Genomic DNA, 24,928 nt, shown 5'->3' on the forward strand with positions numbered 1-24,928 from the left:
CTTTTTTTTCCCATATAAAGCCTTGTAGTATGGCTGCAGTATGGATATCATTAAGTTCGTTAAAAAGTTTTGCAAATTGATTAATACTTGATTCATCAGAAGGAAGTCTTTCGAAATTAATAATACTATTAGCGCGAAATAGTAATTCTATTTCCTTATATTTCATATTCATGTTTTCCACATTTAAACCAAGTTTTGGTACATAAAGTAAATCAGGACGATTACCCGAATACATTTCAATTGCCTTGTCAATTTTATTTTTCATCGTATGTATTCGTTGATAATAACGAATATTTCCAAATGGCTTGTCAGTTCCTTGTAAACGATTAGTCCGAGAAAAGGTTTGAATAATATCTGCATACTCAAGCGTTTTATCAAGATAAATAGTATTAATCCATTTAGAGTCGAATCCCGTTAAAAGTTGTCGAACGACAATTATAACGTCTATTTGTTGTTCAGGTTTTATGTTTTGATAAGGCTTCTTATGTGCTAATCTATTAGCTATATCCCTTTTATACTGCTTAAATGACTTATCTTCAGTTGTAAACAATTGATCATATCGTTCATTATAATCTTCTATAATCTCATAGAGACCTTTAATCTTTGATAGAGATGTAGGACTATTTGAATCATCAGAATCAAAAACAGCTGCCCATTTAATATATGGATATTTTTCTTTTGCTTTTTTGTAATATTTTATTGCAGTTGTTATTGAAGAAGTCGCTAAAATTGCATGATATTTACCTCCCATGGATAGTAATTCAAATTGTTTAGCAATGTCAGCAAGCACCACATCAAAATGTTCTTCTTTTTCCCGGAATTGTGATGAACTTAAATAATCTTCTATACCTTTTTTATATCTTCCATTTACAATCTCTCCCGCCATCTTCACTTCAACAGGATTCATATAATAATTAAAGACTTTCTTTTTCATTACATCGTCATAAACTTCAGATATATCTTTAGCACCTGCTTTTTCCAACGAAACAGCTAAACGAATATCATCGTCTGAAAAGGTTGGGACTTGATCAATTTGAAATCCTAAGACATTTTTATCACGAATGCCATCGGCTAAAGAGTAGCGATGCAATTCAGAACCAAATATATCCGAGGTTGTATTTCCGTTTTTCTCATTTTCTACCATTATTGGCGTTCCAGTAAAACCAAAAAAGACAGATCGAGTGAATCTTTTTTTTATGTCAACAAGCATTTCTCCAAATGTTGAACGGTGGGCTTCGTCTACAATAAAAACTATACGTTTATTAGTAATTTTGTCCATGTCTGCAATATTCTTATCGTCCTTACTAATTCTACTCATTTTTTGCAGTGAGGTAACAATTAAAGTAGAACTAGAATCAGTATCAAGCATTTTTTTCTTAAGTTCAAATGTTGATTGAGTGTCTTGTACATCATTTTCATCATCCGCAAATCCTTTAAAATTTTCGAACGACTGAGTACCAATATCAATTCGGTCGATTAAAAAGATTACCTTATCTGCATTTCCCCAATCTGCAATTAGTTGAGCAGCTTTAAAACTGGTAAGTGTTTTACCTGACCCCGTAGTATGCCAAATAAAACCACCTAATTTTTCTGGTTCTGACCAATCAGTTTTTTTGATTTGATTAAAAATAGTGCTGGCAGCATAGTATTGGTAACTTCTCATTATTTTCAACTTACCGTCACTATCGTCTGCAATGGTATAATAACCTACCATACTATGAGCCATAGGTATTGAAAGCAACATTTCAGTTATATCTTTCCAATTATTTACTGGGTTGTTTTTAAAATCTCCCCAATGAAAGAAGTATTTTTCATCAAAGGCATCTACACTTCCCGGATTAGCGAAATAAAGAGTTTCCTCAGGTGTCATTGCGACAAAGATCTGTACCAGATTGAAGATTCCAGAAAAAACACCTTCATAATAATACTTTTTAATTTGTTCTGTTGCTTTATAAACTGATTCTCCTGAACGTTTTAATTCAATATTTATCACTGGTAATCCATTTATTAATAACCATAAATCTGCACGTCTATCTTTTGAGACATTAATTTTCTTTGAATATTTTGATTGACGAACTATTTGATAATGGCTTTTTCCTGCAGCTATTTCTCTTTTGTCATACAGCTTCAGACTTACAACTTTGCCTTGATGTAAAATATCCTTAGAATCTATGTCTCTTTTAATTTGAATAGAACCACCGTTTATCCACTTATTTGCCTGGTTTGGTGAGTAAATATTACTAATCTGCTCAACAACCTGGGCTATTTCCCCGTCGGACAAAGGAACCTTATTTAGACGATCTTCACTTTTATTATTTCTATATAAAATATTTGCCAAGTTTTGTATTAGAGTGGCCTCACTAGGATTTTCAATAACACCACCATCCCAACCCTTATTTTTTAACAACTCGACAATAGCATTCTCAAAATCAATTTCTTTTGTAAATACCATTTTACCCCACCCCTATACTCAGACAAATATGTCTTGTATTAGTGCTTTTTTTATCCTGGTTATTTTTTCATATTTACGATATTGGAGCGAAATAGTGTCATCAAGCTGTTTGAAAAAAGAACCTATTTTTATTTGCTCTTCATAGCTTGGAACAAGTACTTCAATATTTTTCAAGGTAGGATATTTGAGATTCCAAGTATCTGAAGTCAACCCTTGCGAATGAAACTCAAAAGTTTGAATCATTTTTGTTAACTTAAATTGATAGGAAAAAAACAAAGAAGATATATCTGTATTAGGAGTAATGACAGTATAGGCAGGACTAACAATACCCGAATAGTTTGATACGCCACTTGCTCCTTGCCACATTCTCATTGAATTGTATGCTATATCTCCAACATTAACTTTTTTATAATTTGATTTATCTTCGCTCGAACTATCCCTCCGTTCTAAACTACTTGCTTTAACAACACCCGAATCAATTGTTACTGATAGAAGTTCTCCCTCTGATGTTCTTTCATTTCTTTCGCTAAAGCATTCCCCCAATTGACACATCTTCCAAGTGTCCTCAAAACCATTTAATCGTAGATTAGGTTTATCACTTCCATCACTTGGAAACATATCAATAAGTAGTGCTTTTTTTATTTGTTTCAACTTTAAATATTTACGATGACTAACTGCGATAATATCATCGAGCTGTTTAAGGAAGTTACCAATTTTGATTTGTTCTTCTTCTTGAGGAAGTGGGATAGGCATTTCTCTAAAGACAGAATCTTTAATAGAAAACCTATCAGAGCGTGCGCCGGAATCTCCATTCAACCACATAAATTTATGCCATTTATTTGATGAAAAGTATTTTTCTAAAAATATTTTATCAATACCATGTGTCCGAAATACATAATATAGAGGTGACATTACACCTGTTCTTCCCAAATTATTTCTATTTATTGGACCAACTGGAGCCAGATTAGAAATCCTTGGATTATAAACAAAATCATCTGGACGTACTACATAATAACCATGTAAACTCTTTTCATTTGAAATATCTTTATCAAAAAATTCTCGTTGATTGATTATTCCAAACTCTGCTGAATTTGTTAGTGTTTCATAGTATAAATTGTTTTTATTCTTCTCAGTTACTTTTTCAGAAATTTCTCCCAACTTCTTCTGTTCCCAGGGATCAGTAAACTCTTTATACCTCAATGAAGGTTTATTCTTTTCTAACATTAGTCAAGTACCCCCTTCAATTCATCAAGAGCTTTTAATGCTGAGTCACTTCCTTTAAATCCATTCAATAGCTCTACCATTTTATTGTTAGATGACTTTATTTCTTTTTCAATAGTAACCAGCGTGTCTGAGTATTTATTATTTAACATGTTAATTTTTTTTATCAAATCATTAATCGCATTAAAAAGTAGTTGTTTAATATTTAATAAAATTGGCATGTTCCATTTAATATCTAGTAAACGCAACGCTTCATTATCAGTTAGCGATTCTATCGTTTCTTTTGTAAGTTTATGAAGTTCATTTTCTTCGAACTTTATTTCATTAGATAAAATTGTTAGCTTATCAAGCAATATTGAAACTTCTGCAAGTTTTGACGCAAATGTATTTTCAGGAAAGCGATATTCAGATAACAACATTTTTAAATACTTATTGATTTCCGTTTTTGTATAACCATTTTTACCTCTAACCATTTTCCCCCAATCAATTTCAGGATGACTTTTAACAAAATGCTCTTTTTCGATTTTACTAAGCAGTAAGTACTCATCAAGAATATTCTTTTGAGGCAGATCAATATCTGTTTGAAGTTCTGAAAGCTTCTTGTTCACTTCACTTTTCACAAACTTTGAGTTATCACTATTTAATACATCATATTCATTGTCTTCTTCAGACAATGTCTCTTTTATCTCATTTAAATGTTCTTCAATAATTGTAAGCTCTTGTTTTTTTTCGCTTAACCTCGTTAATTCAATTTTTAATAATTCATTTTGAACTAATTCAAATGGCAAAATGTGCCCTTTCCAGCCATCTTGAATAATGACCTTTTTCCCTTTCCGAACTTTTTCAACATAATTCGGATCTACTCTTTTTATTGTCTGAATACCTTCACTTTGTATCATTTCAACGTCTTCCAATATTGTTTCGAAAGAATTAGCCAAAAATTGGTATGCATAGTACTTATCTATTAAATTATACTTTTCTAAACGTTCAAAAAGATTTGTTGAAATCTCATCAAGTATATTTAAAGAGTCAATAGCACTAATATCGTCTATCAATATATTACGTAGATAATCATGATAGTCGACAAAATCATTCGAAAATTGTGTTTTATGCTTAATAACTTCATGGTTCTCATTTATTAATAACTTCAAGTCATTACTTCTAAGATTCACATAATCTGAACCATTATCTTCAAATAAAGTATTAAACAAGGATGGGAAAGTCTCCCACAGTTCACCTAAATCAGAAACATTTAGTTCTTTTTTGGGTATTCCTCCATAAATTGAAGCATATAAATCCATAGTTTCGGTCTCATTAAATTCTATGTATCTCCTGATATTCAAATTGTATTCATTTCTCTTAATTTCCTCGTAGTTAGCTTTATAAGAATATCCTTTTATTTCAGTTCTATTTATGACTGTATCAACGATTTTCTTGATATCTCTTTGTCTCAAAACGTTTTGATTTTTTTGTTTTTCAAAACCCTTTGAAGCATCAACAAACAAAATATCATTATTCTCTCTATTCTTTTTCAAAATCATAATAATAGTAGGAATTGATGTTCCATAGAAAATATCTGCTGGAAGCCCAATTATTGTATCTATATGCCCATTTTCTATTAATTTCCTACGAATATTCTCTTCTTCATTACCCCTAAACAACACTCCATGTGGTAAAACAATAGTCATTATCCCGTCTTGGTTTAAATGATATAGATTATGAAGTAAGAAAGCATAATCTGCTTTTGTCTTTGGAGCTAAACCATATTCACTAAAACGTGGATCATTTGCTTTTCCTTCAACATCCCATCTTTGAGAATATGGAGGATTTGCTACAACAGCATCTATACGTAAAGTAGTATAAGTTCCTTCAATGACCCCATTCTCATTTTCATCAAAGTATGGCCAATCTTCTTCGAGTGTATCTCCATTTCTGGCAATAATATTATCTGGAATTATTCCTCGCATAATCAGGTTCATACGTGTTAAGTTATAAGTATTTTCCTTTAGTTCCTGAGCATAATATTTAATTGCATTTGTATTCTTTATCTGCTTTGCAACTGATGAACCTATATTTATAAGGAGTGATCCTGAACCACTTGTTGGATCATAAATATCAATATGATCCTTTCTTAACATTTTAGTATGATGAGCTATTAACTCTGCCATCACTAACGATACTTCATGCGGTGTATAAAATTCGCCGGCTTTTTTTCCCGCATTGGATGCAAACTGACTAATTAAATATTCGTATACAAACCCTAATACATCATAGGATTTATTATCAGTAGGGATATCTTTTATTATTCTAATCAATTGTCTAATAGCCTTTGTACGTGACTGTGCATTTTCACCCAAGTTTGTAATTCCTTGATCCAGAGTTTTAAGAATATTCTTAAATACTTTCTTGTGAGTATTTCCAATATTTTTGTTAAATGATGATAAACCAGTAATGACATTATCAACTGTAAAATCTGCACCTAATTCAATCCAATATTGAAACATGTTTTCATAAGAAATGAAATACCCAAGGTTTTCTTGTATATATGAAACTTGTTCTTTATCATCTTCAGTAAGATTTTTTATATCCTCTTCTGTGTAATGTTCTCTTTTAAGAAATGCTATCTCATTATCTGAAAGAAACTTATAGAAAATGAATCCAAGAATATAGTCTTTATATTCGTTCGCTTCCATTTTACCTCGTAAATTGTTAGCCGATTCCCAAATTTTTGCTGCTAATTGTTTTTTATTCATTTTGCCCCTCCAATATTTCTGTAGAAATCTGTGATCTGTCTATTCTTTGCGATCATCAGCTCGTCAATCCTACGAAAATATAAAACATATTTTATATAAATACTATATCATTTGTATTGGCTTAGTAAATGTGGACAATTCCTAAATAGTTGTATCTATATATGGATCCCATTCTTACTAACGCCTCTAATACCTACAGTTATTAAACATTTACAATATATTTAGAAATGAAATAAAGCATAAACCTTCAAAATGAAAGGTTATGCTTTAATAGTCAATAAGACGAAAATATTGATATCTGTATTTGAAAAACCAAAGAATAATTTTTAGTCCCCCTACATTATACGGTCCAGGACTAATCCAAATTTTTGTCCGTCATTTCCCTATGATAGGTTAACGTCTTAAAGTAAAGTCCTCCATTACAATTATCCCTTTTACAATGTATATGTCTTTATCGTTTGTTTGGAAAAATAAAACCTAAAATTAATTAAAAATAAAGAAATGTAAATCATTCTTTATTTTCTTCTCCAAGTTTTTTCTCTATAGCATATTTAACTAATAATAATCTGATACACGTTCCAAGTAGCATTACAGAATAAATTAAGCTGAAAAATGTAAAATAAATATTTATAAAGCTAACCACGGAAAACCATACAATATTAAAATAACTCACCGTCATTATAATAAAGTATGTAAGTAATAAAATTATGATTGTTAAAGAAATAATTGCGCCTGCAAAATAAAAACTAAAAATAATATCGATTAATGAATATAGTTTCTTTTCCTTAACTAATTTAGTAATAAATTTTTCACCAATTGTTGCAGTTACTATTGCTAAACCAGCAAGAGAAAGACCTAAAATTGTAAACATCCCACCAATAAAAACAGGTATTAATGTTAATACGGAATTAAAAAAGTCTTGCCGAGACTGGTTATAAAAGATATGAACTAATACAAGCACACCTATAGATAAAAGAAAATTGAAAAAAGCTTCTTTTTCAGATATCAAATCCTTGTATTTCTTAGTAGCAAATAATAATTGATGGAATCGATTAAAATTTAATACTTTTTTTAAGTCTGGATCTTTCAGGACCGATAGGATATCTTCTTTATTCTCGTCCCTCTTCTCGTTCATTTCTCATCACCTCATTGGCTCTTTGAGCCGTATAGATTTTACCTGCCTCCTCTGTCAATTCGGCAATAACAGGTAATGAATTTCTATTGGAGTTATGTACTGGTCTTTTTAATAATGTGTGTTTCTCACTGTCTATTTCAAATGGGTTACCGTTATCATCTCTTCCAATAGCTCTTACTTTTGCATAAGCTTTTTTAGCCAAGCTTATAAATTCATTTATCAATTTTGAATTCTTTTTTAATGGTTCTTTAATAGTACCGGTTAGCTTCATTTTCAAGTTTTGAGCATTTGTATCCTTAACATCTTCGCCTAAAATTTCAAGTAGCTCTCCAATAGATTTTTGGTCGCTGTTAGAAGGTATTAAACTTACTTCAATTTCTTTTAATACTTTTATCCGCTTAAATTTTTCCTCAAGCTGTCCCGCATCATTAATTAATATTAATACAACATTACCCACTTCTGGTACACACTCTTCAACCAATAAAGTAAAGTACTTTATAAATGATTCCTTTGTAAAGGTTTGCTTTGGAACAAAGCCTATTACTTCTTTATGTATATCAAAGCTAAAAGATACATAATCAGCTTTATTATTTGCAGGATTATCAATTACATCGTCTTCTATTTCGTCATAATGCGAGTTTATACCATCATAGTATTTCACCAGTGTTCCATTTAATACATAATCTTGTTGATCATGAAAAAGTTGAATGAACTTATATGTGATTTCTTCATCCTTGTCGTCAACAATTCGGGCATCTTGATTTATACCGGTAAATACCTTTTCTAATAATTCAGCTAAATTTTCTTCACCTTCTCTTATTTTATGTATTTTCTCATTAAAATTAAATTTTGCTGTATAAAATGTAGCCATCCATACCCCTCCATGTAACAAGTCTTAATTTATATTTCGACATTACTCCTCTCTTTTCCAGATTGTAATGCGATATATCGTTCGTCATTTTATGACAATTAACGACAAAAATGATGTCTTACCCCTGCAAATACACTGAATTAATTCCCAATAATGGTAAGGTGAGAGCAAAACTTGTTAGCACGATTGCGGCTTTCTCAACTCCGCCTAGACACTCCAACCAGAAACTGCAACCCATCAAACAAGCATGCAAAGCAGAAGTTAGTACTTTTTTTCACTTGTCATTGGAAGCTGTAATCAGTAGTATTCCAGCAATCGCTATTTGCATCTTAAAATGTTTTTAACGGTTCCCCCTTAAATCAGCCGTTCGATTCTGCAGATACTGATTCCTTGATAATATAGCAAATCCAAGTTCACGACGGCCACGGAAGAAATACATGAGATACCAAAACTTCGACGTTTCACTTTAAAATCCTAATCAATCCGATCTTCCTACTCTTTCTTCTTCTTCCGTTCCCACCCGGTTATTAATTACTATGCTTTCAAGAAACACTTTAATAAAAATAGTAGGCAAAGAACATGAACAATACTGATTCACTTATTTAATGATCAAGGATTATTCATCGTTTAGTAATTGATTTCTTTCCAAATACTCTCTCGCTACATCCTCAGCTCTCTTCTTCTCCACCGCAACTTCATAATTCATCTTTCTCATTTCGTCATCGCTGATTTTTCCAGAGAGTTTATTCAAAATCTCTTCTAACTCCGGGTATTTTTCTAATGTCTCTTTCTTCAACAGAGGTGCACCTTGATATGGAGGGAATAAATTTAGGTCATCCTCTAACACAGTCAAGTTATACCGTTGAAGTTCACTATCTGTTGAGTAGGCATCGACTAAATTGATTTCTTCTGACTCAACTGCAGTATATCGCAGTTCTGGCTGCATAGTGGTTACTTCAGGGAATTCGATACCATAAAGTTCTTGGATTCCGAGATATCCGTCTTCACGTTCTGGAAATTCTGGTGTGAAGCCTGCGTGAATGCTTCCCTCTATCGGTTTTAAGTCTGAAATCGTCTTTAAGTTATGCTCTTTTGCCAAAGAAGCGGGAACCGCTAATGCATACGTATTATTAAATTCCATTGGCTCAAGCAATACTAAGTCCAATTTGTCTGCTAATCCTTCTTTTGCTTGTTTATATACTTCTTCACGGTCCGTGCTGTTCGGTTGTTCTTTTAGGAGATCGACTATGACGGTCCCCGTGAATTCCGGATAGATGTCAATACTGCCTGACGTCAGGGCATTATAGACGAATGTTGTCCCGCCCATATTCGGTTTCACCTCAACCGTTAGTGAGGAGTGCTCTTCGATCAGCAGTTTGTACATATTCATTAAGATTTCAGGTTCGGACCCCAATTTACCGCCGATTACTAAATCCGCTTTGTTTGGCTGCGCGAAAGAAGAAACTGTAATGACTAAAAAACCTGCTACCATTACCGAAACAATGGAGATCAACGACTTTTTAAAGGATAGTTTTTCAAGCTGCTTCAGCAAAAAGTCGAAGAAGATCGCTAAAAGAGCTGCAGGAATCGCGCCTAAAAGAATCAGGTCTGCATTATTTCTGCTGATGCCAACGAGAATGAGGTCACCTAACCCTCCAGCACCGATTAATGCAGCGATTGTTGCTGTACCGATAATCAGAACCATGGATGTTCGAATACCTGCCATAATGACCGGCATCGCAAGAGGAAGCTCGACTTTAAAAAGCAATCGTCGGTTGTTCATCCCTAATCCTTTTGCCGCTTCGATCAAGTTTGGATCCACTTCTTTTATTCCTGTATAAATATTTCTCAAAATAGGAAGTAGAGCATAAATGACAAGTGCGATAATAGCTGGAATTGTTCCGATTCCGACAAGCGGTATTAATAATCCTAATAGAGCTAATGACGGAATCGTCTGGAAGACAGCTGTAATTCCGATGACAAACTCCGCAGCTTTTTCTCTTCTACTCAAGTAAATTCCAAGAGGAATGGCAATAAGTAACGCAAAAAATAGGGCGATAAATGCGATTTCGATATGTTCAAAGAGTCCATCTATCAAATCTTCTTTTCTATTGAAGAAGGTTTCAATTAAACTATTCATTTATTCCACCTTCTTTCACGTTATGTAATACGTGCTGGATCATAGATTGCCTGCTTAAAAGCCCAACCACTTCCCCGTCTTTTTCCACCCCTACTTCATCTCGTTCAGATAATGCTTCTAACGTCTGTTGGAGTGAACTCGAAATTGGGATCATCGGTAATCCTTCCACTGCGAGGGGTTCTGTACTTCTTGTCAGCAAATTCTCCAAGTTAAATTCAGGTTGGTCCTGTTTCACTTTCCCTATGAATTCCTGCACAAAGTCATTGGCAGGATGAGAGATCAACTCGCTCGGGGTACCTACTTGCACAATCTCTCCTTCATTCATCATACAAATCCGATCACCCAACTTAAGGGCTTCATGCATATCATGTGTAACAAAAACGATAGTTTTCTTGATGGCTTTTTGGAGTTTTATAATATCGTCTTGCAATTTCTCTCTGCTGATCGGATCGAGTGCACTAAAAGGCTCATCCATTAGAATAATATCTGGGTCAGCTGCTAAAGCTCTGACAACCCCGACTCTTTGCTGTTGACCGCCTGACAATTCACTCGGCTTTCTATGTTTGAACGTTTGTGGATCTAAACCGACCATCTCTAATAACTCGTCCACTTTACGAGAGATTTTATCTTTACTCCACTTTTTAATTTCTGGAACAACTGCTATATTTTCTTCCACCGTCATATGCGGGAAAAGTGCTATCTGCTGAAGCACATACCCAATATTCCACCTTAGTTCATGAATATCGTACTCACTAATTTCTTTGCCATTAATGTAAATAGAACCGTCAGAACTATTGATTAAACGGTTAATCATTTTAAGTGTTGTGGATTTACCACTGCCGCTCGGTCCAATAAGAACAAAAAACTCTCCTTCATGGATGGTGAGGTTTAATGACTTAACGGCAGCCGTACCATCATCATATTGTTTGGTCACATTTTCAAATTGGATCATTTTATCCTCCTACAATTAGATGTCGGTTATACTGTTATTTTCCATTAGCCTATCCCTTCTTGGATTATGCTGCTATGATCTTTAGTCATAATCATATACCAACAAAAGATGCGATTCATTTAATACACCTTCTCTACTCCATCTGCCATTGTTTCCTATATCGATACACGGTAATTTCATACACATTGATATTTATTAGAAATAAAAAAAGCGACTAAATCTGCTAAATAGATTGAGTCGCTTAAAACATTACGAGTTAGCCTTTTTTACTTCTTCGAGTCAAACCATCGTATTTTCATGACTTCTTCCTGTCTGAGGATGAGCCTGTGTCAAAGTAATCCTTCTATAGATGGGCATATATACCGGTGTTTTGAGTACACCCACATATACTATTTAGGCAGTGATTAAATTTGGGAGGTTTAACTATGTATCCTGAAATGGAATTATCTGATGCAGACTTTGGGTTTGAAGCATCTGATTATAGGCATGGTTTTGGTTATGGTCCTGGCATGGGTTATGGAGCTCCAGGTGTTGGCGGTTGGGGCTCTGGTTTCGGCTATGGCCCTGGTCTTGGTTTCGGTGCTCCAGGTGTCGGCGGTTATGGGTCTGGCTTCGGTTATGGTCCTGGTCTTGGTTTTGGCGCTCCGGGTGTTGGCGGTTATGGTTCTGGCTTCGGCTATGGTCCTGGTCTTGGTTTTGGTGCACCAGGTGTTGGCGGTTATGGTTCCGGCTTCGGCTATGGCCCTGGTCTTGGTTTCGGAGGTCCTGGATTCCCACATAGACACCACCATCGCTATCGTCCATACTAACTCACTAATAGACTCTTCTATAATAATTCTTGCACCGCTTATGCGCTGCTTTTCAGCTTTAACAAAAAAGGCGACTCCATCTTTAATAAAATTGGAGTCGCCTTTATTCATAGTTTCACTGCATAAGATGATTCCTATAGAACGCAACGAAAATTACATATTTTTGTACCACTCTGAAGCGGCTGCCACTTCACTACTTGTCAATGAGTGACCGCGATTTTCCCAGTGAATTCGCACCTTCGCACCTGCGTCTGAAAGAAGTTTTTCAAGTTCCGTAGACTCTTCAGGCGAACAGATCGGATCGTTTGTTCCAGCCCCGATAAATACCGGAGTGTCGTTCAATTTAGGCAATTCGATTCCTCGTCTTGGCACCATCGGGTGGTGAAGGATCGCTGCTTTTAAAGAGTTTTCATAATGGAACAACAGGCTTGCTGCGATATTTGCTCCATTAGAATATCCGATTGCAATGATATTTTGGCGGTCAAATCCGTGTTCCTGTGCTGCCTCATCCAAAAAGTCATTTAATTGCTGTGTACGGGCGATTAGATCTTCTATATCGAAGACACCTTCTGCAAGACGGCGGAAGAAACGCGGCATTCCATTTTCCAGTACTTCCCCTCTCACACTAAGGAATCCTGCTTCCTCATCCAACATACCTGCTAACGGAATTAAATCATTTTCATTCCCACCAGTTCCATGTAGTAATAGAAAGGTTGGTTTAGTTGGATTGGCTGCTTTTTGATAAATATGTTTCATCCTTACAACTCCCTTACTTTGATTGGAATTAGCCGTTCATTCAATTGATCTCGATATTGTTCGTATTGCTGTGGCAGTTTAAGATCTGTACCAAGTCCTTCTTTTGTTTCATCAGTAGCAAAACCTGGAGGATCCGTTGCAATTTCAAATAAGATTTCTCCATGCTCTCTGAAGTAAATCGCATTGAAATAACTGCGGTCCTGAACCGGTGTAACCCCGTAACCTTTTTCCTCGATATATGCTTTCCACGCGAGTTGGTCTTCATCATCCTTCGCACGCCAAGCGATATGATGGACTGTTCCCACACCCATTGTTCCACGGCCATTTGGTGTAATTTTAACATCAATCACATTGCCTATGTCGGCAGAGGATTTGAAGCGGATCATTTCTCCTTCTTCACCAACCTTATCTAATCCCATATCTTCTTCAAGCAATTGAGCAGTAGCTCCTGGTTTGGCAGTAAATAAGGTAGCTCCACCAAAACCTTTAATAGCTACGTCAGAAGTGATGCCACCAAATTCCCAGTCACTCTTCTTGCCTTCCTCACGTTCTACCAATTCCAAACGGAGACCGTGCGTATCTTCGAATTGGAGGTACGACTCGCCAAAACGTTCAGCTTTTGTATAGTCAATATTGAACTTCGCTAAACGCTCTTCCCAGAACGGCAAAGCACCTGTTGGTACTGCATAGGATGTAACCCCTACTTGTCCATCGCCAATGCGTCCTTTATAAGCATTTGGCCAAGGGAAGAATGTAATAATCGTCCCTGGGTTCCCGCCTTCATCTCCAAAGTACAAATGATACGTACCAGGATCATCAAAGTTAATGGTTTTCTTAACTAACCTGAGTCCTAAAACGCCTGCATAAAAGTCTATGTTTTCCTGTGGATGACCGACAATTGCAGTAATATGATGGATTCCTTCTGTTCTTTTTGTCATATTGTTCTTCTCCTTTTAATAGTACTTCACTAATTCGCTTACGGGCTTTCGATAGCCTCTTGGCCGTCTGCTTGCCACTTTCTCCTTCCCGATAGCGATCATCAAGACAACTTCAAGGTGGTCTGGAATATTTAACACTCTTTTCACTTCATGCGGGTTAAAACCGATCATGGGACATGTATCCCATCCGGCATCCTTTGCCGCCAGCATGAACATCATGGCAGATAGGGACGCATTCCGGATTGCCTCATCCCGGTGAAAAGAAATGCCTCTTCTTTTGTAAAATGACACTACATCATTCACTTCATCATTGTATTGGTCTTCGCTCAATACACCTAAAGTCAATAGACCTTCATAGATTTGAGCCGTTTCCTGATAGGCTAATGTGTCGCCTAATACGACAATTACCCCCGATGCCGCTCCTACCTTATACTGCCCATTTGCCGCTTCCTTCAACTGCATTTTCAGGTCAGGGTCAATGACTGCGGCGTACCTGGTGTGCTGGAGGTTAAAAGCGGAGGGCGTATATTTCAATACCCGGAAGATGTCATTCAAATCTTTTTCGGTAATCGGATAATCCGGCAGAAAATTATTCGCTGATCTCCGTTCTTCTACTACTTGCTGGAACGATCTCATGTCTTGTCCTCCATTGCTTAACCTTTTCAATCAATCGGTTCTAAATAAGCTTCAATCTCTTCTCTTCGATTTTCCAAGAATGGCGGCAAATCGAGTACAGTACCTAATTCTTCAATTGAAGAATCCACTGTGAATCCAGGACCATCGGTTGCAAGTTCGAACAAGATTCCGTTTTTCTCTCTAAAATACAAGCTTTCAAAGTAATAACGGTCTGTAATTTTCATAACCTTAAAACCGGCATTTACGATGCGTTCCTTCCACAATCGAAGTTCATCTCCATCTTTGACACGAATCGCCAAGTGATGAACGCTTCCTTTACCCCGTTTTTCTTTCGGCCCATCTAACTGAACAACTAAAATCTCTCCAAACACGTTTCCTTTAACTGATTGATAAAGCATTCCTTCTTTTAGTTCTTCAGCCAGTGAATAGCCAAATACAGTTTCCAATGTATCAGACAATTGTTTGGAATTGGCAACGGTCATTTCTACTGTTCCCATTCCTAAAATTTGATGTTCCAACGGTATATGAGAATCTGTCCAACGCTGCCAATGATTAGGAACGTCAGCACCATTTAAGTTTAAAAGCACTAACCTCAAGCCATCAGAATCTTCAAATTGGAGTGCATCTCTTCCTGCGTATGATGAAATATCTTCATGTTGTATCTGTAGATTCTCAAATCGGTTTTTCCAGTAAATCAGACTTTCAAAGGTTGGAACAAACAGACCGATTCTTGTAATGGCGTTTGTTCCTCTATGCGTTTTACCTGCATTAGGTATTTCAAAAAACGACAACTCGGTTCCAGGACTGCCGGTTAAATCACCATAAAACAAGTGGTACATACGTGGATCATCTTGGTTTACCGTTTTCTTGACTCTTCTCAGACCTAATACTTTCTTATAAAAATCATGATTTACCCGAGCATTCTTCGTCACCATTGAAATATGGTGATGTCCTTCTATTTGCATCATCCCATCCACCTCCACTTTTTATAATTATCTCGAATTCGAGATATATGATTATGATATTATCTTTAATTCAAGATAACACGGAGGGATTTGTTCGTCAATGGTTTTATCTCGAAACTGAAATATATAATTGTAGAGTATTAATTCTTCTAACCAAGTCTGCAGCTCTTAACAGTCGGTTGTAACACCCCTTCTATACCGAAAGCGAGCGGCTTCTTTCGTTTTATATAGAATTCTCAGGGTAAAGAAATACTATTACCATGATTTTAAGGAGATGTAGCTATGAGCATTAAAGCGTTAGTCTTGAATTGCAGTTTGAAGGACAGCACGAAGCAATCCAATACCCGTGCGCTCATTAACGAGATTGTTAAGATTTTTGATGAGAATAGCGTGGAGACAGAAGTACTCAGCATGGCTGACTATAATATCGGTTTAGGAATTACTCATGAGGCAGTGAATGATCAGGATCAATGGCCAGAGATTTTTGAAAAAGTGAAACAGGCAGATATTCTTTTGCTTGGCTCGCCCGTTTGGCTTGGCGAACAGAGCAGCCTGTCCACTTTGGTAGTAGAAAGATTATATGGTGGAAGCAGCCTTACGAACGAAAAAGGCCAGTACATTTACTATAACAAAGTTGGCGGAGTGGTTGTTACAGGTAACGAAGATGGTGCGAAAAACGTTTCAAGCTACATAATATACACATTGTCGCATATCGGATTTACGATTCCTCCAAATGTGGATACTTATTGGGTAGGAGAAGCGGGTCCTGGTCCATCATATATCGAGGCAAACGGGTACGAAAACGATTTTACAATGCAACATGCAAAAATTACTGCTTACAATTTACTGCATTTTGCCCGGTTGTTGAAAGAGCATCCGATTCCGGCCGAGGGAAATGTGATTGAAAGTTAATATAAATATCAGATAGGATACAAAACGATCAGTCCGATTCAATAGAATTGGATTGATTCTTTTTGATTTTAACCTGATTGTTGGACGTAAACAACTTGAGGGATTGTTAGTAGTTAATTACTTTCACTTAACCCATTCACTACATTTTGTATTTTGCTGTCTATTTCATTTTTAAGCTTTTCTCCTTCATAGACATAAAACAGCATCACATTATTAACCTCGTACACTTTGTATGAGACTGTGTCCATACTTGCTGTTTTTTCACGCCAATCCTCCAAGCCCTCTTCTCGTTCAATACTTGAACCATAAATATAAATTAAAAGCATTTTCCCATCTAATTCATGACCAGAAGGTCTAACTCCATTAAGTTTCATACCAAATATATGGTCGTCCTTATTTACTTTGCTTTCCTTTAGTGACAATTGCTGTTCTTCAAATGAAGATAGAACCTCTTTTAATGTAATTGCATTGGGGTCATTTCCTTGGCAAGCCATCAATAAGAAGACCATAAAAATGAGAGCTAACTATTTCAAATAAATCGCCTCCCTCCTTTAGTAGAAGATTTCATTAATCTTCTCCAACTAAAATTTCATATAAAACTTCTGAATCTTGCTTTGTTAATCTCACATATCTATCGCTATCGTCAACTATTTCTAAATTTCCACCATTTGAACTAATCCATAGTAAGTAGGAGGCTATTTTGTCTTCGCTCCCGTTGTTATTCTTAGATAGAAATTGAAATTGGTAATCATCTTTCTTAATTGAATAGCCTCAAAATATAAACCATGGAAAACGAATATTCTTCTTAATACCATTTAATGATAAGTTGAATTTAGGGTAAAGAATATAACGGAGCTTATGATAGTAAAATTTCAGCGGGATGGAAACACTTTTTATTACACCTATGAAGTGAGTATGTATTTACCATTTTATCGAAAGCTTCAGGTTTCAGTGTGAGTAACTCCATTTTGTCTAAGGAGGTAACCATATGGGCAATGATCATACACATAGCGCGAATAAAAAAACATTATTAATATCGTTCATTATTATTACCGGTTTTATGTTCATCGAGGTAATTGGCGGAGTATTCACGAATAGTCTTGCTCTATTATCTGATGCAGGACATATGCTAAGCGATTCTATCTCACTGGCGGTAGGGTTATTAGCGTTTAAATTCGGCGAAAAAGCAGCCAATTACAATAAAACTTACGGATATAAAAGATTCGAGATATTAGCTGCAGTATTTAATGGTGTTACTTTAATCGTTATTGCAATCTTCATTTCCTATGAAGCAGTCCAACGATTTACTAATCCACCCGAAATAGCTTCTACTGGTATGTTAATCATTGGATTTATTGGTTTACTAATTAACATACTTGTAGCATGGATCATCATGCGCGGTGGGGATACAAAAGAAAATCTAAACCTTCGTGCCGCGTTTCTTCACGTACTCAGTGATATGCTTGGTTCAGTAGGAGCCATTGTTGCTGCGCTTCTCATCATGTTTTTGGAATGGGGATGGGCGGATCCACTTGCAAGTATCATCGTTGCTATCCTCGTACTGATTAGTGGTTATCGGGTTACGAAAGAATCAGTAAATGTACTAATGGAGGGCACGCCAAGTAATATTAATATTGAAGACATTATAAGTACGTTTAAAAACACACCAGGAGTAATCGACATCCATGATTTGCATGTGTGGAGTATTACAAGCGGACAAAACGCCCTATCTTGTCATGTAGTCATCAATGACAATTTAACGATTCAAGAGAGCCAAAAGATGATCAATGAAATTGAGCATGAATTGATACATTTGGGGATTGGCCATATTACGATTCAAATGGAAAATGATGATCACCCTCACGAAAATACAATTTTGTGTCATAATCAAAATGAAGAAAGCTCTCCTCATCATGACGATCATTAATACTCCATTTAGATCATTACTTATGTATTTTCCAAATTGTCCAATGACACAACTCAAGAAACAAAGCAAAAAAAGCTATCAGAATTTTTCTGATAGCTTTTTTAAAAATGCTTATCTCAACACGGACTGACACGTTACTCAATGTTTCGCCGGTAATTAAGGCAGCACATACAATAGATTCTTTACAATCTCTTATCCGAATGCAACATCCAAGATCATCATGATTGTAAAACCTAACATTAAGCATATTGAGGCTAAATCTTTATATCCATTTTCATGGGACCCTGGAATAACTTCTTCAATTACAACAAATATCATCGCACCTGCAGCAAAACTCAAAGCATATGGGAGTACCGGTGTCATTAATGTTACGGCAAGAACCCCAACTATTGCTGCAACAGGCTCCACCATACCCGATAACTGTCCGTAAAAAAAGCTTTTACGTCGTGACATACCCTCTCTTCGCAAAGGCATAGCAACAGCTGTACCTTCTGGTAAATTTTGAATACCTATACCAATCGCTAATGCGATCGCTGCTGGTAAAGAGGCTGACGGAAAACCGTTTGCTATAGCACCAAAAGCCACGCCAACTGCAAGTCCTTCAGGTATATTGTGTAATGTGATAGCAAAGATCAGAAGGGTGCTACGACGCCTTTTTGCAGGATTTATTCCCTCCGCATCTTTCATAGAAGAAGTGGGATGCAAGTGAGGAATAATCTTATCAGCTACCCAAAGAAAAAAGCCCCCTAATAAAAACCCAATAGCTGCCGGAAACCATGCCGGAAAAGAACTACCTTCCGACATTTCAATGGCAGGCGACAGTAACGACCAAAAACTTGCTGCAATCATTACTCCACCAGCAAATCCTAACATTCCGTCCATAAGCTTTTGGTTCATTTTCTTAGTAGTAAATACTAATGCAGCACCAATAGCAGTCATACCCCATGTAAAAAGAGTAGCTATCAGCGCTTGAGCAACAGGACTTAGCGTTGCGAAATAGTCAGTCATAATGCTTCTGCCTCCCCCATATTATTTTCAATCCTAATCTTTATTAATGGTATTATTGTATGCTCAAAGTTTCCTTCGTGCAACATTTTTACTTTGACGACACATTCAATTTATTACCCTTGAAATGATCTGGTGAATACTTCAATCAAAATATGAGTGTAGTTAATTAACTTGTAATTCGACCATTTCGATGTAAGCTCAAATAGAAACTTGGAAATAAATAAAGCATAAAGCTGTCATAATGACAGCTTTATGCTTTAAGAACGTACTGTTTTTTTCCATAGCAATTTACTATGAAAGTGTCGGGAATCGAACCCGTTTCTACGCTGACACCAGCAGTCATAATTGCCCTACATATACGAATGGGAGATGAAAAAAACATATGAAGTTGATCACTTATGATCCTTCTCATTGCCATGCTTAAAATTACCTGTTGCTTTAGCCATTAGTAATTGGGCTTCTTTAAAATCTGCAGATTGTATCTTACTCAAAAACTTTTCACTCGCTTTACCTGCAAGCGTGGTTACGTGCTTTCCTTGAAAGGAGATAAATACTTTTTTATCTTTTGTAATTCTATAGGCAAAAATCTCCTCGTCGAATCGATTTCGCTTATCAATATCTCCCAATGATTGGCCTCCTTAATTAACGTTAAAGTACTTCCTCAAAATGTATCCTCAGTTTTATCCTTTACTTTTTTAATTCAACAAATGTGATAAGAATCCTCCAAATCAAAATGAAAGTTTCTACTGACACAAGGAAACTCTCAACGAAAAAGCCACTTTCCTATTTTAAAGGAAAGTGGCTTTATTATTCGTATTAAACCATAGTACGTACTATGGAGACGGCGGGAATCGAACCCGCGTCCAGAGACTCCAACACTTAAGCTTCTACGCGTGTATCTTGCCTATTCACATTTCACGCAGCATTATGCCGACAAGCAGGCGTCCTGTTCGCTAACCTGGAAATCTCTTACGGCTGACTCAGGTGGTACCAGTCGTCGTATCCCACTAAAGTTGAGCTCTACATAGCCACATGGGCGATGGATACATAGAGCAGTTTCGAGCTTACGCTGCGAAAGCTAGGTTGTTGTTTGTTTTGCCAGTTATTATTAACTGCCGTTGATACGGAGCCGAGCCCTCCGACGCGCAACTCAAGCTCAGACGATCCCTGTCGAATCCGTAACGTCCCCGTATGGGATGTAAGGAAATCCTAAAAAGGATTGAATCTGGCAAGTTGTAACCTTATTATAAGGTATTTTACAGGAAATTTCAAGGGGTCTACTCACGCAACCTTGCCTTGAATGCACGCTCTACCTCGCGTTTCGCTTCTTTCTTCTTAAGGTCTTCACGCTTATCGTAGTTTTTCTTCCCTTTACCGATTCCGATCAGGACCTTTGCATAGCCGTCCTTCATGTACATCTTAATCGGTACAATTGTTATTCCCTGCTCCTTGATCGTACCAATCAACTGGTTAATTTGACGTTTATGGAGCAAGAGCTTTCTCGAACGAATTGGATCGTGGTTGAACCTGTTTCCTTGTTCATACGGACTGATATGCATATTTGAAATCCATGCTTCGTTGTTCCGGATTCGGACGAATGCGTCCCTCAATTGGACTTTCCCGTTACGGACAGATTTAATTTCTGTCCCTTGTAGGACGATTCCGGCTTCGAATGTTTCTTCTATAAAGTAATCATGGTTCGCCTTCTTGTTTTGGGCAACCGTTTTCCCCATTCCTTTTGGCATACTTCTCACCTCTAACCCAGCAACTAGTATCTTTCATTGTATAAAATAAATGAAGGGGACGGCAAGTGCCGCCCCACTTTTATTTGTTCTTCCGTTTCCGACTTTTGGACTTCGGAACATTTTCGTAGAACTTTTTCTTCTTGTTATTTTTCGGTTTATTCTTATCGTCTTTCTTCTGATCCTTTTGTCCACGCTGGCCAGGTGCGCCATCCTTTTTCTTCGCACGTATAACCTTTGGTGCATCAGTACGTGTGCGATGGAATGTTTTCTTCATGCCCACAAGTTCAAAGTCGATGGCCGATTCTTCCGGTTTTACTGCCACGACACGGACGGTCACTTCATCCCCGATACGGAATTGTTTGCCGCTATGCTGACCGATCATCATCATTTGACGATCGTCGAAGTGGTAGTAATCATCCACTAAATAGCTGACATGGACAAGACCTTCAATTGTATTTTCAAGCTCGACGAACATACCGAAGTTCGTTACGGAACTAATGATACCCTCGAACTCTTCACCAATCTTATCGAGCATGAACTGTGCTTTCTTCAGTGACTCCGTATCACGTTCCGCATCAACCGCGCGTCTTTCACGTTCGGATGTATGCTGGGCGATTTCCGGCATACGTGCTCCCCAGTGAGCAATCGTTGAGCTTGATACGTCCCCTTCGATGAGATACGTACGGATTAACCGGTGAACGATCAAATCTGGATAACGTCGGATCGGCGATGTGAAGTGTGTATAGAAATCAGCTGCAAGTCCAAAGTGGCCCAAGCTTTCTTCGAAATACTTCGCCTGTTGCATCGAACGTAAGAGCATCGTCGAAATGACTGTTTCCTCAGGAGTTCCCTCGATCGCTTCAACGATTTCCTGTAAGGCTCTCGGGTGAATATGATTTCCGGTACCCTTTACGACAAGTCCGAAATTCGTTAAGAATTCAAAGAAACGTTGTAGCTTCTCTGGTTTTGGATCTTCGTGGATCCGGTAAATGAACGGAACCTGCATCCAGTGGAAGTGTTCCGCCACCGTTTCATTAGCCGCCAACATGAATTCCTCAATCAGTTTTTCGGAAACGGTACGCTCACGAATGACAACATCTGTCGGCCAGCCCTTTTCATCCACAAGTACTTTCGACTCCTTGAAATCGAAGTCAATCGCACCACGTTCCATCCGCTTTTTCCGCAGGATCGCTGCAAGCTCTGCCATCGATTCAAACATCGGCACTAATGGTTCATAGCGCTTGATAAGTTCCTCGTCTTTCTCTTCAAGGATCTTATAGACATCGGTATAGGTCATCCGCTCCGTCGTCTTTATGACACTTTGGAAGATTTCGTGAGAAACAACTTTCCCGCTTCCATCAATCATCATTTCGCAAGACAATGTCAAACGGTCCACCTGAGGATTCAGTGAACAGATTCCATTGGATAATCGATGTGGAATCATCGGAATGACACGGTCTGTCAAATAGATACTCGTTGCCCGGTCAAACGCTTCCTGGTCAAGAGGGGAATTCTCTGTCACATAGTAGCTGACATCTGCGATATGCACCCCTAATTTATACGTTCCGTCCGGATTTTTCGTTACCGTAACGGCATCGTCCAAGTCCTTCGCATCTGCACCGTCGATCGTGACAATCACTTCATCGCGAAGGTCCCGACGTTTGAACAAATCCTTTTCGGAAATCTCGTCCGGCACTTTATTTGCCTGATCGATTACCTCTTGTGGGAAATCAGTTTCAATTCCGTAACGGTGAATAATCGATAAGATATCGACACCTGGATCGTTTTTATGTCCTAAAATTTGTGTGACCATACCGGTTGCAGATTTAATATCACTCGGCCAACTTGTAATTTCCACAACTACTTTATGGCCATCTACCGCGCCTAATGAATCTTCTTTCGAGACGAAAATATCCATCGATAGTTTTTTATCATCAGGAATGACAAATCCAAAGCCTTTATGGTCTTGGAACATCCCGACCACTTTAGTAGTCCGTCTTTCGGCAATCCGGATAACGGTCCCTTCACGTCGGTCTCCAGACTTCTCCTTCGAGACACGTACTAAGACGATATCCCCGTTCATCGCTGAATTGGTTTCATTCGGCGGGATGAAAATATCATCCATTCCATCCTCTTCCGGCGCGACAAAGCCGAAGCCTTTTGCGTGTCCGATGAATTTACCACGGAACAGATTCATCCGTTCCGGAACACCGTATCGGTTCGTGCGGGAACGTACTATGTATCCCTGCTCCTCCAACTTAACGAGCGTCTTTACAAGCTCCTTAAACTCGGTTGCGTCCGTAATATTCATCTGGTCCTGAATCTCCTGGACAGTCATTGGCTTATATGATTCTTCCTTCATGAATGAAAGAAGTCGTTCCCTTAATTCGATTTCGTATTGGTCCATGTTACATCCCTCCCTTTATAGCGTGTACAACGTGCTATCTTTTTACACATTCCAATCGAGCGACTGAAGAAATTCTAAGATGTCTTCGTGCATTTTCTCTTTTTCCGGTCCTAATGTAATCACATGGCCGGATTCTTCATACCAATTGATATTCTTGTCGATCGATTCGGTTCCCTCATAGATGATATTCGCCGAGTTTACATCGATTACATTGTCTTTTCTTCCTTGGACGACCAATAACGGGGCATATACTAAGTCGATATGTTCCCGGACGTCTTTCACGAGTGCCTGAAGATCCGTCAGGGATTCCATCGGCGTTTTTTTCAGCTCTTCAATTTCCTGTTCGATCACTTCAGGTGATTTGCCTTCATACCGTTTATAATCCCTTGCATATTTCAATACGCCTTCGTACATCAATTCGGTCGTTTTCATCGTCATCGGCGAACACATCGTGACGATTCCCTTTACAGGAACGCTATACCCTAATTTCAATGAAAACACACCACCAAGAGACAGTCCAGCGACAGCAATTTCCTCATAGCCGACGTCTTTCAAACGGTTATAGCCTTCGACCACATCTTTCCACCAATCGGACGGTCCTGTATGGACCAATTCTTCAGGAGGAACGCCGTGCCCTTTATAATGTGGTGCAAGAGAAGTATATCCATTCTTCTCTAAAAAGCGTCCGAGCATCCGAACGTCCGAAGAGTTTCCTGTAAACCCATGCAATAACAGTACGGCCCTTGGTCCTGCTTCAAATAAGAAAGGTTTCGGTTGAGTGATTCGCATCATGATGACCTCCAATAGTTATAGCCTATCTTTCCCTTCTCTCACTATACGGGAGAAAAGATTCAAAATGAAAAGAAAACGCCTGACCGGTAGCCGGTCAGGCGGTCTATGTTTAGTATTAGAATTTCACGACTAAAATCGCCAAGATGAAGAACAAAACTGCAAGAACGATTGTGGCTCTATGTAGAACCAAGTCAAGTCCACGCGCTTTTTGTTTTCCGAATAACTGCTCTGCTCCACCGGAGATGGCACCAGACAGTCCCGCACTCTTTCCGGATTGTAATAATACGACAACGATTAATGCGAGCGAAACAATGACCAATAAAGTCAAAAGAATTCCGTGCATGAATTCCACCTCCTGAATAAACACCTTCACATAGAACTAATTCTATCAAAAACTCCCTACTTATACAATACGACTTTTTTCAGAAAGATTTGAACGATTACGGAAAAGTTCTTTTTACCGTTCAATATCATTGTTTTAATCCACCCATCCCTCGGCTTAAGCTGTA

The 24,928-nt window shown here is 37.5% G+C and carries 21 protein-coding genes and 1 other RNA gene; 3 read left to right on the top strand and 19 right to left on the bottom strand.

All coding sequences use genetic code 11. From position 1 onward, the window contains the following. The 7 genes from ACFOZY_RS13560 to ACFOZY_RS13590 all read right to left on the bottom strand — a co-directional run. The coding region (locus ACFOZY_RS13560; RefSeq protein ID WP_378156404.1) for an HsdR family type I site-specific deoxyribonuclease at window positions 1–2,452 on the bottom strand (2,452 nt) is incomplete at its 3' end. Window positions 2,453–2,470: 18 nt separating this feature from the next. Continuing rightward, window positions 2,471–3,676 (bottom strand): restriction endonuclease subunit S, encoded by a 1,206-nt coding sequence (locus ACFOZY_RS13565; RefSeq protein ID WP_378156406.1) that lies wholly within the window; start codon window positions 3,674–3,676, stop codon window positions 2,471–2,473. Next, window positions 3,676–6,426, bottom strand: a complete 2,751-nt coding sequence (locus ACFOZY_RS13570; protein WP_378156408.1) for a type I restriction-modification system subunit M — start codon at window positions 6,424–6,426, stop codon at window positions 3,676–3,678. Before ACFOZY_RS13570 ends, ACFOZY_RS13565 begins: the two co-directional genes overlap by 1 nt. 508 nt (window positions 6,427–6,934) lie before the next feature. Further along, window positions 6,935–7,561 carry a hypothetical protein gene (locus ACFOZY_RS13575; RefSeq protein ID WP_378156410.1) on the bottom strand — a complete coding sequence of 209 codons (627 nt, stop codon included), beginning with the start codon at window positions 7,559–7,561 and terminating at the stop codon, window positions 6,935–6,937. Beyond that, the gene (locus ACFOZY_RS13580) at window positions 7,536–8,432 is read right to left on the bottom strand and encodes a DUF4747 family protein (RefSeq protein ID WP_378156412.1); all 897 of its coding nucleotides are present in this window, start codon (window positions 8,430–8,432) and stop codon (window positions 7,536–7,538) included. The genes ACFOZY_RS13575 and ACFOZY_RS13580 overlap by 26 nt, the downstream gene beginning before the upstream one ends. A gap of 616 nt (window positions 8,433–9,048) precedes the next feature. Beyond that, window positions 9,049–10,572 carry an ABC transporter permease/substrate-binding protein gene (locus ACFOZY_RS13585; protein WP_378156414.1) on the bottom strand — a complete coding sequence of 508 codons (1,524 nt, stop codon included), beginning with the start codon at window positions 10,570–10,572 and terminating at the stop codon, window positions 9,049–9,051. Next, window positions 10,565–11,524 carry an ABC transporter ATP-binding protein gene (locus ACFOZY_RS13590; protein WP_378156416.1) on the bottom strand — a complete coding sequence of 320 codons (960 nt, stop codon included), beginning with the start codon at window positions 11,522–11,524 and terminating at the stop codon, window positions 10,565–10,567. The genes ACFOZY_RS13585 and ACFOZY_RS13590 overlap by 8 nt, the downstream gene beginning before the upstream one ends. A gap of 425 nt (window positions 11,525–11,949) precedes the next feature. Here ACFOZY_RS13590 and ACFOZY_RS13595 point away from each other — a divergent pair, with 425 nt between their 5' ends. Then, complete coding sequence (locus ACFOZY_RS13595) at window positions 11,950–12,333, top strand: hypothetical protein (RefSeq protein ID WP_378156418.1); 384 nt, start codon at window positions 11,950–11,952, stop codon at window positions 12,331–12,333. Between the two features lie 153 nt (window positions 12,334–12,486). Here the strand turns inward: ACFOZY_RS13595 and ACFOZY_RS13600 are convergent, their stop codons facing one another. The 4 genes from ACFOZY_RS13600 to ACFOZY_RS13615 are packed head-to-tail and all read right to left on the bottom strand — an operon-like array spanning window position 12,487 to window position 15,631. Next, window positions 12,487–13,089 carry an alpha/beta hydrolase gene (locus tag ACFOZY_RS13600; RefSeq protein WP_378156420.1) on the bottom strand — a complete coding sequence of 201 codons (603 nt, stop codon included), beginning with the start codon at window positions 13,087–13,089 and terminating at the stop codon, window positions 12,487–12,489. A 2-nt stretch (window positions 13,090–13,091) separates the two neighbouring features. Further along, on the bottom strand, window positions 13,092–14,027 hold the full coding sequence (locus ACFOZY_RS13605; RefSeq protein ID WP_378156422.1) for a ring-cleaving dioxygenase: 936 nt from the start codon (window positions 14,025–14,027) through the stop codon (window positions 13,092–13,094). A gap of 15 nt (window positions 14,028–14,042) precedes the next feature. Then, window positions 14,043–14,663, bottom strand: a complete 621-nt coding sequence (locus ACFOZY_RS13610; RefSeq protein WP_378156426.1) for a nitroreductase family protein — start codon at window positions 14,661–14,663, stop codon at window positions 14,043–14,045. Window positions 14,664–14,689: 26 nt separating this feature from the next. Next, on the bottom strand, window positions 14,690–15,631 hold the full coding sequence (locus ACFOZY_RS13615) for a ring-cleaving dioxygenase (protein WP_378156428.1): 942 nt from the start codon (window positions 15,629–15,631) through the stop codon (window positions 14,690–14,692). 279 nt (window positions 15,632–15,910) lie between these two features. On the opposite strand from ACFOZY_RS13615, the gene ACFOZY_RS13620 reads away from it, so the two are divergent. Next, a complete protein-coding gene (locus tag ACFOZY_RS13620; protein WP_378156430.1) occupies window positions 15,911–16,540 on the top strand; it encodes a flavodoxin family protein in 630 nt (209 codons plus the stop codon). A 113-nt stretch (window positions 16,541–16,653) separates the two neighbouring features. Here the strand turns inward: ACFOZY_RS13620 and ACFOZY_RS13625 are convergent, their stop codons facing one another. Continuing rightward, window positions 16,654–17,049, bottom strand: coding sequence for a hypothetical protein (locus ACFOZY_RS13625; protein ID WP_378156432.1), 396 nt, complete (start codon window positions 17,047–17,049; stop codon window positions 16,654–16,656). 479 nt (window positions 17,050–17,528) lie between these two features. On the opposite strand from ACFOZY_RS13625, the gene ACFOZY_RS13630 reads away from it, so the two are divergent. Beyond that, complete coding sequence (locus ACFOZY_RS13630) at window positions 17,529–18,467, top strand: cation diffusion facilitator family transporter (RefSeq protein WP_378156434.1); 939 nt, start codon at window positions 17,529–17,531, stop codon at window positions 18,465–18,467. Window positions 18,468–18,659: 192 nt separating this feature from the next. Here the strand turns inward: ACFOZY_RS13630 and ACFOZY_RS13635 are convergent, their stop codons facing one another. The 7 genes from ACFOZY_RS13635 to secG form a co-directional block, all read right to left on the bottom strand. Beyond that, on the bottom strand, window positions 18,660–19,475 hold the full coding sequence (locus ACFOZY_RS13635) for a ZIP family metal transporter (RefSeq protein ID WP_378156436.1): 816 nt from the start codon (window positions 19,473–19,475) through the stop codon (window positions 18,660–18,662). Between the two features lie 392 nt (window positions 19,476–19,867). Continuing rightward, window positions 19,868–20,101, bottom strand: coding sequence for a hypothetical protein (locus ACFOZY_RS13640; RefSeq protein ID WP_378156438.1), 234 nt, complete (start codon window positions 20,099–20,101; stop codon window positions 19,868–19,870). A gap of 207 nt (window positions 20,102–20,308) precedes the next feature. After that, window positions 20,309–20,664, bottom strand: a transfer-messenger RNA (tmRNA) gene (ssrA, locus tag ACFOZY_RS13645). A gap of 88 nt (window positions 20,665–20,752) precedes the next feature. Beyond that, entirely contained in the window at window positions 20,753–21,220 is a 468-nt protein-coding gene (gene smpB, locus ACFOZY_RS13650) for an SsrA-binding protein SmpB (RefSeq protein WP_378156440.1), read from the bottom strand. Window positions 21,221–21,299: 79 nt separating this feature from the next. After that, window positions 21,300–23,627 carry a ribonuclease R gene (rnr, locus tag ACFOZY_RS13655; protein ID WP_378156442.1) on the bottom strand — a complete coding sequence of 776 codons (2,328 nt, stop codon included), beginning with the start codon at window positions 23,625–23,627 and terminating at the stop codon, window positions 21,300–21,302. Between the two features lie 42 nt (window positions 23,628–23,669). Next, a complete protein-coding gene (locus ACFOZY_RS13660) occupies window positions 23,670–24,419 on the bottom strand; it encodes an alpha/beta hydrolase (RefSeq protein ID WP_378156444.1) in 750 nt (249 codons plus the stop codon). A 115-nt stretch (window positions 24,420–24,534) separates the two neighbouring features. Then, a complete protein-coding gene (secG, locus tag ACFOZY_RS13665) occupies window positions 24,535–24,762 on the bottom strand; it encodes a preprotein translocase subunit SecG (RefSeq protein WP_378156446.1) in 228 nt (75 codons plus the stop codon). Window positions 24,763–24,928 lie beyond the last annotated feature (166 nt).

The sequence above is a fragment of the Chungangia koreensis genome, assembly GCF_042651785.1.
In the GTDB taxonomy this organism is placed as follows: domain Bacteria; phylum Bacillota; class Bacilli; order Bacillales_A; family Planococcaceae; genus Chungangia; species Chungangia koreensis.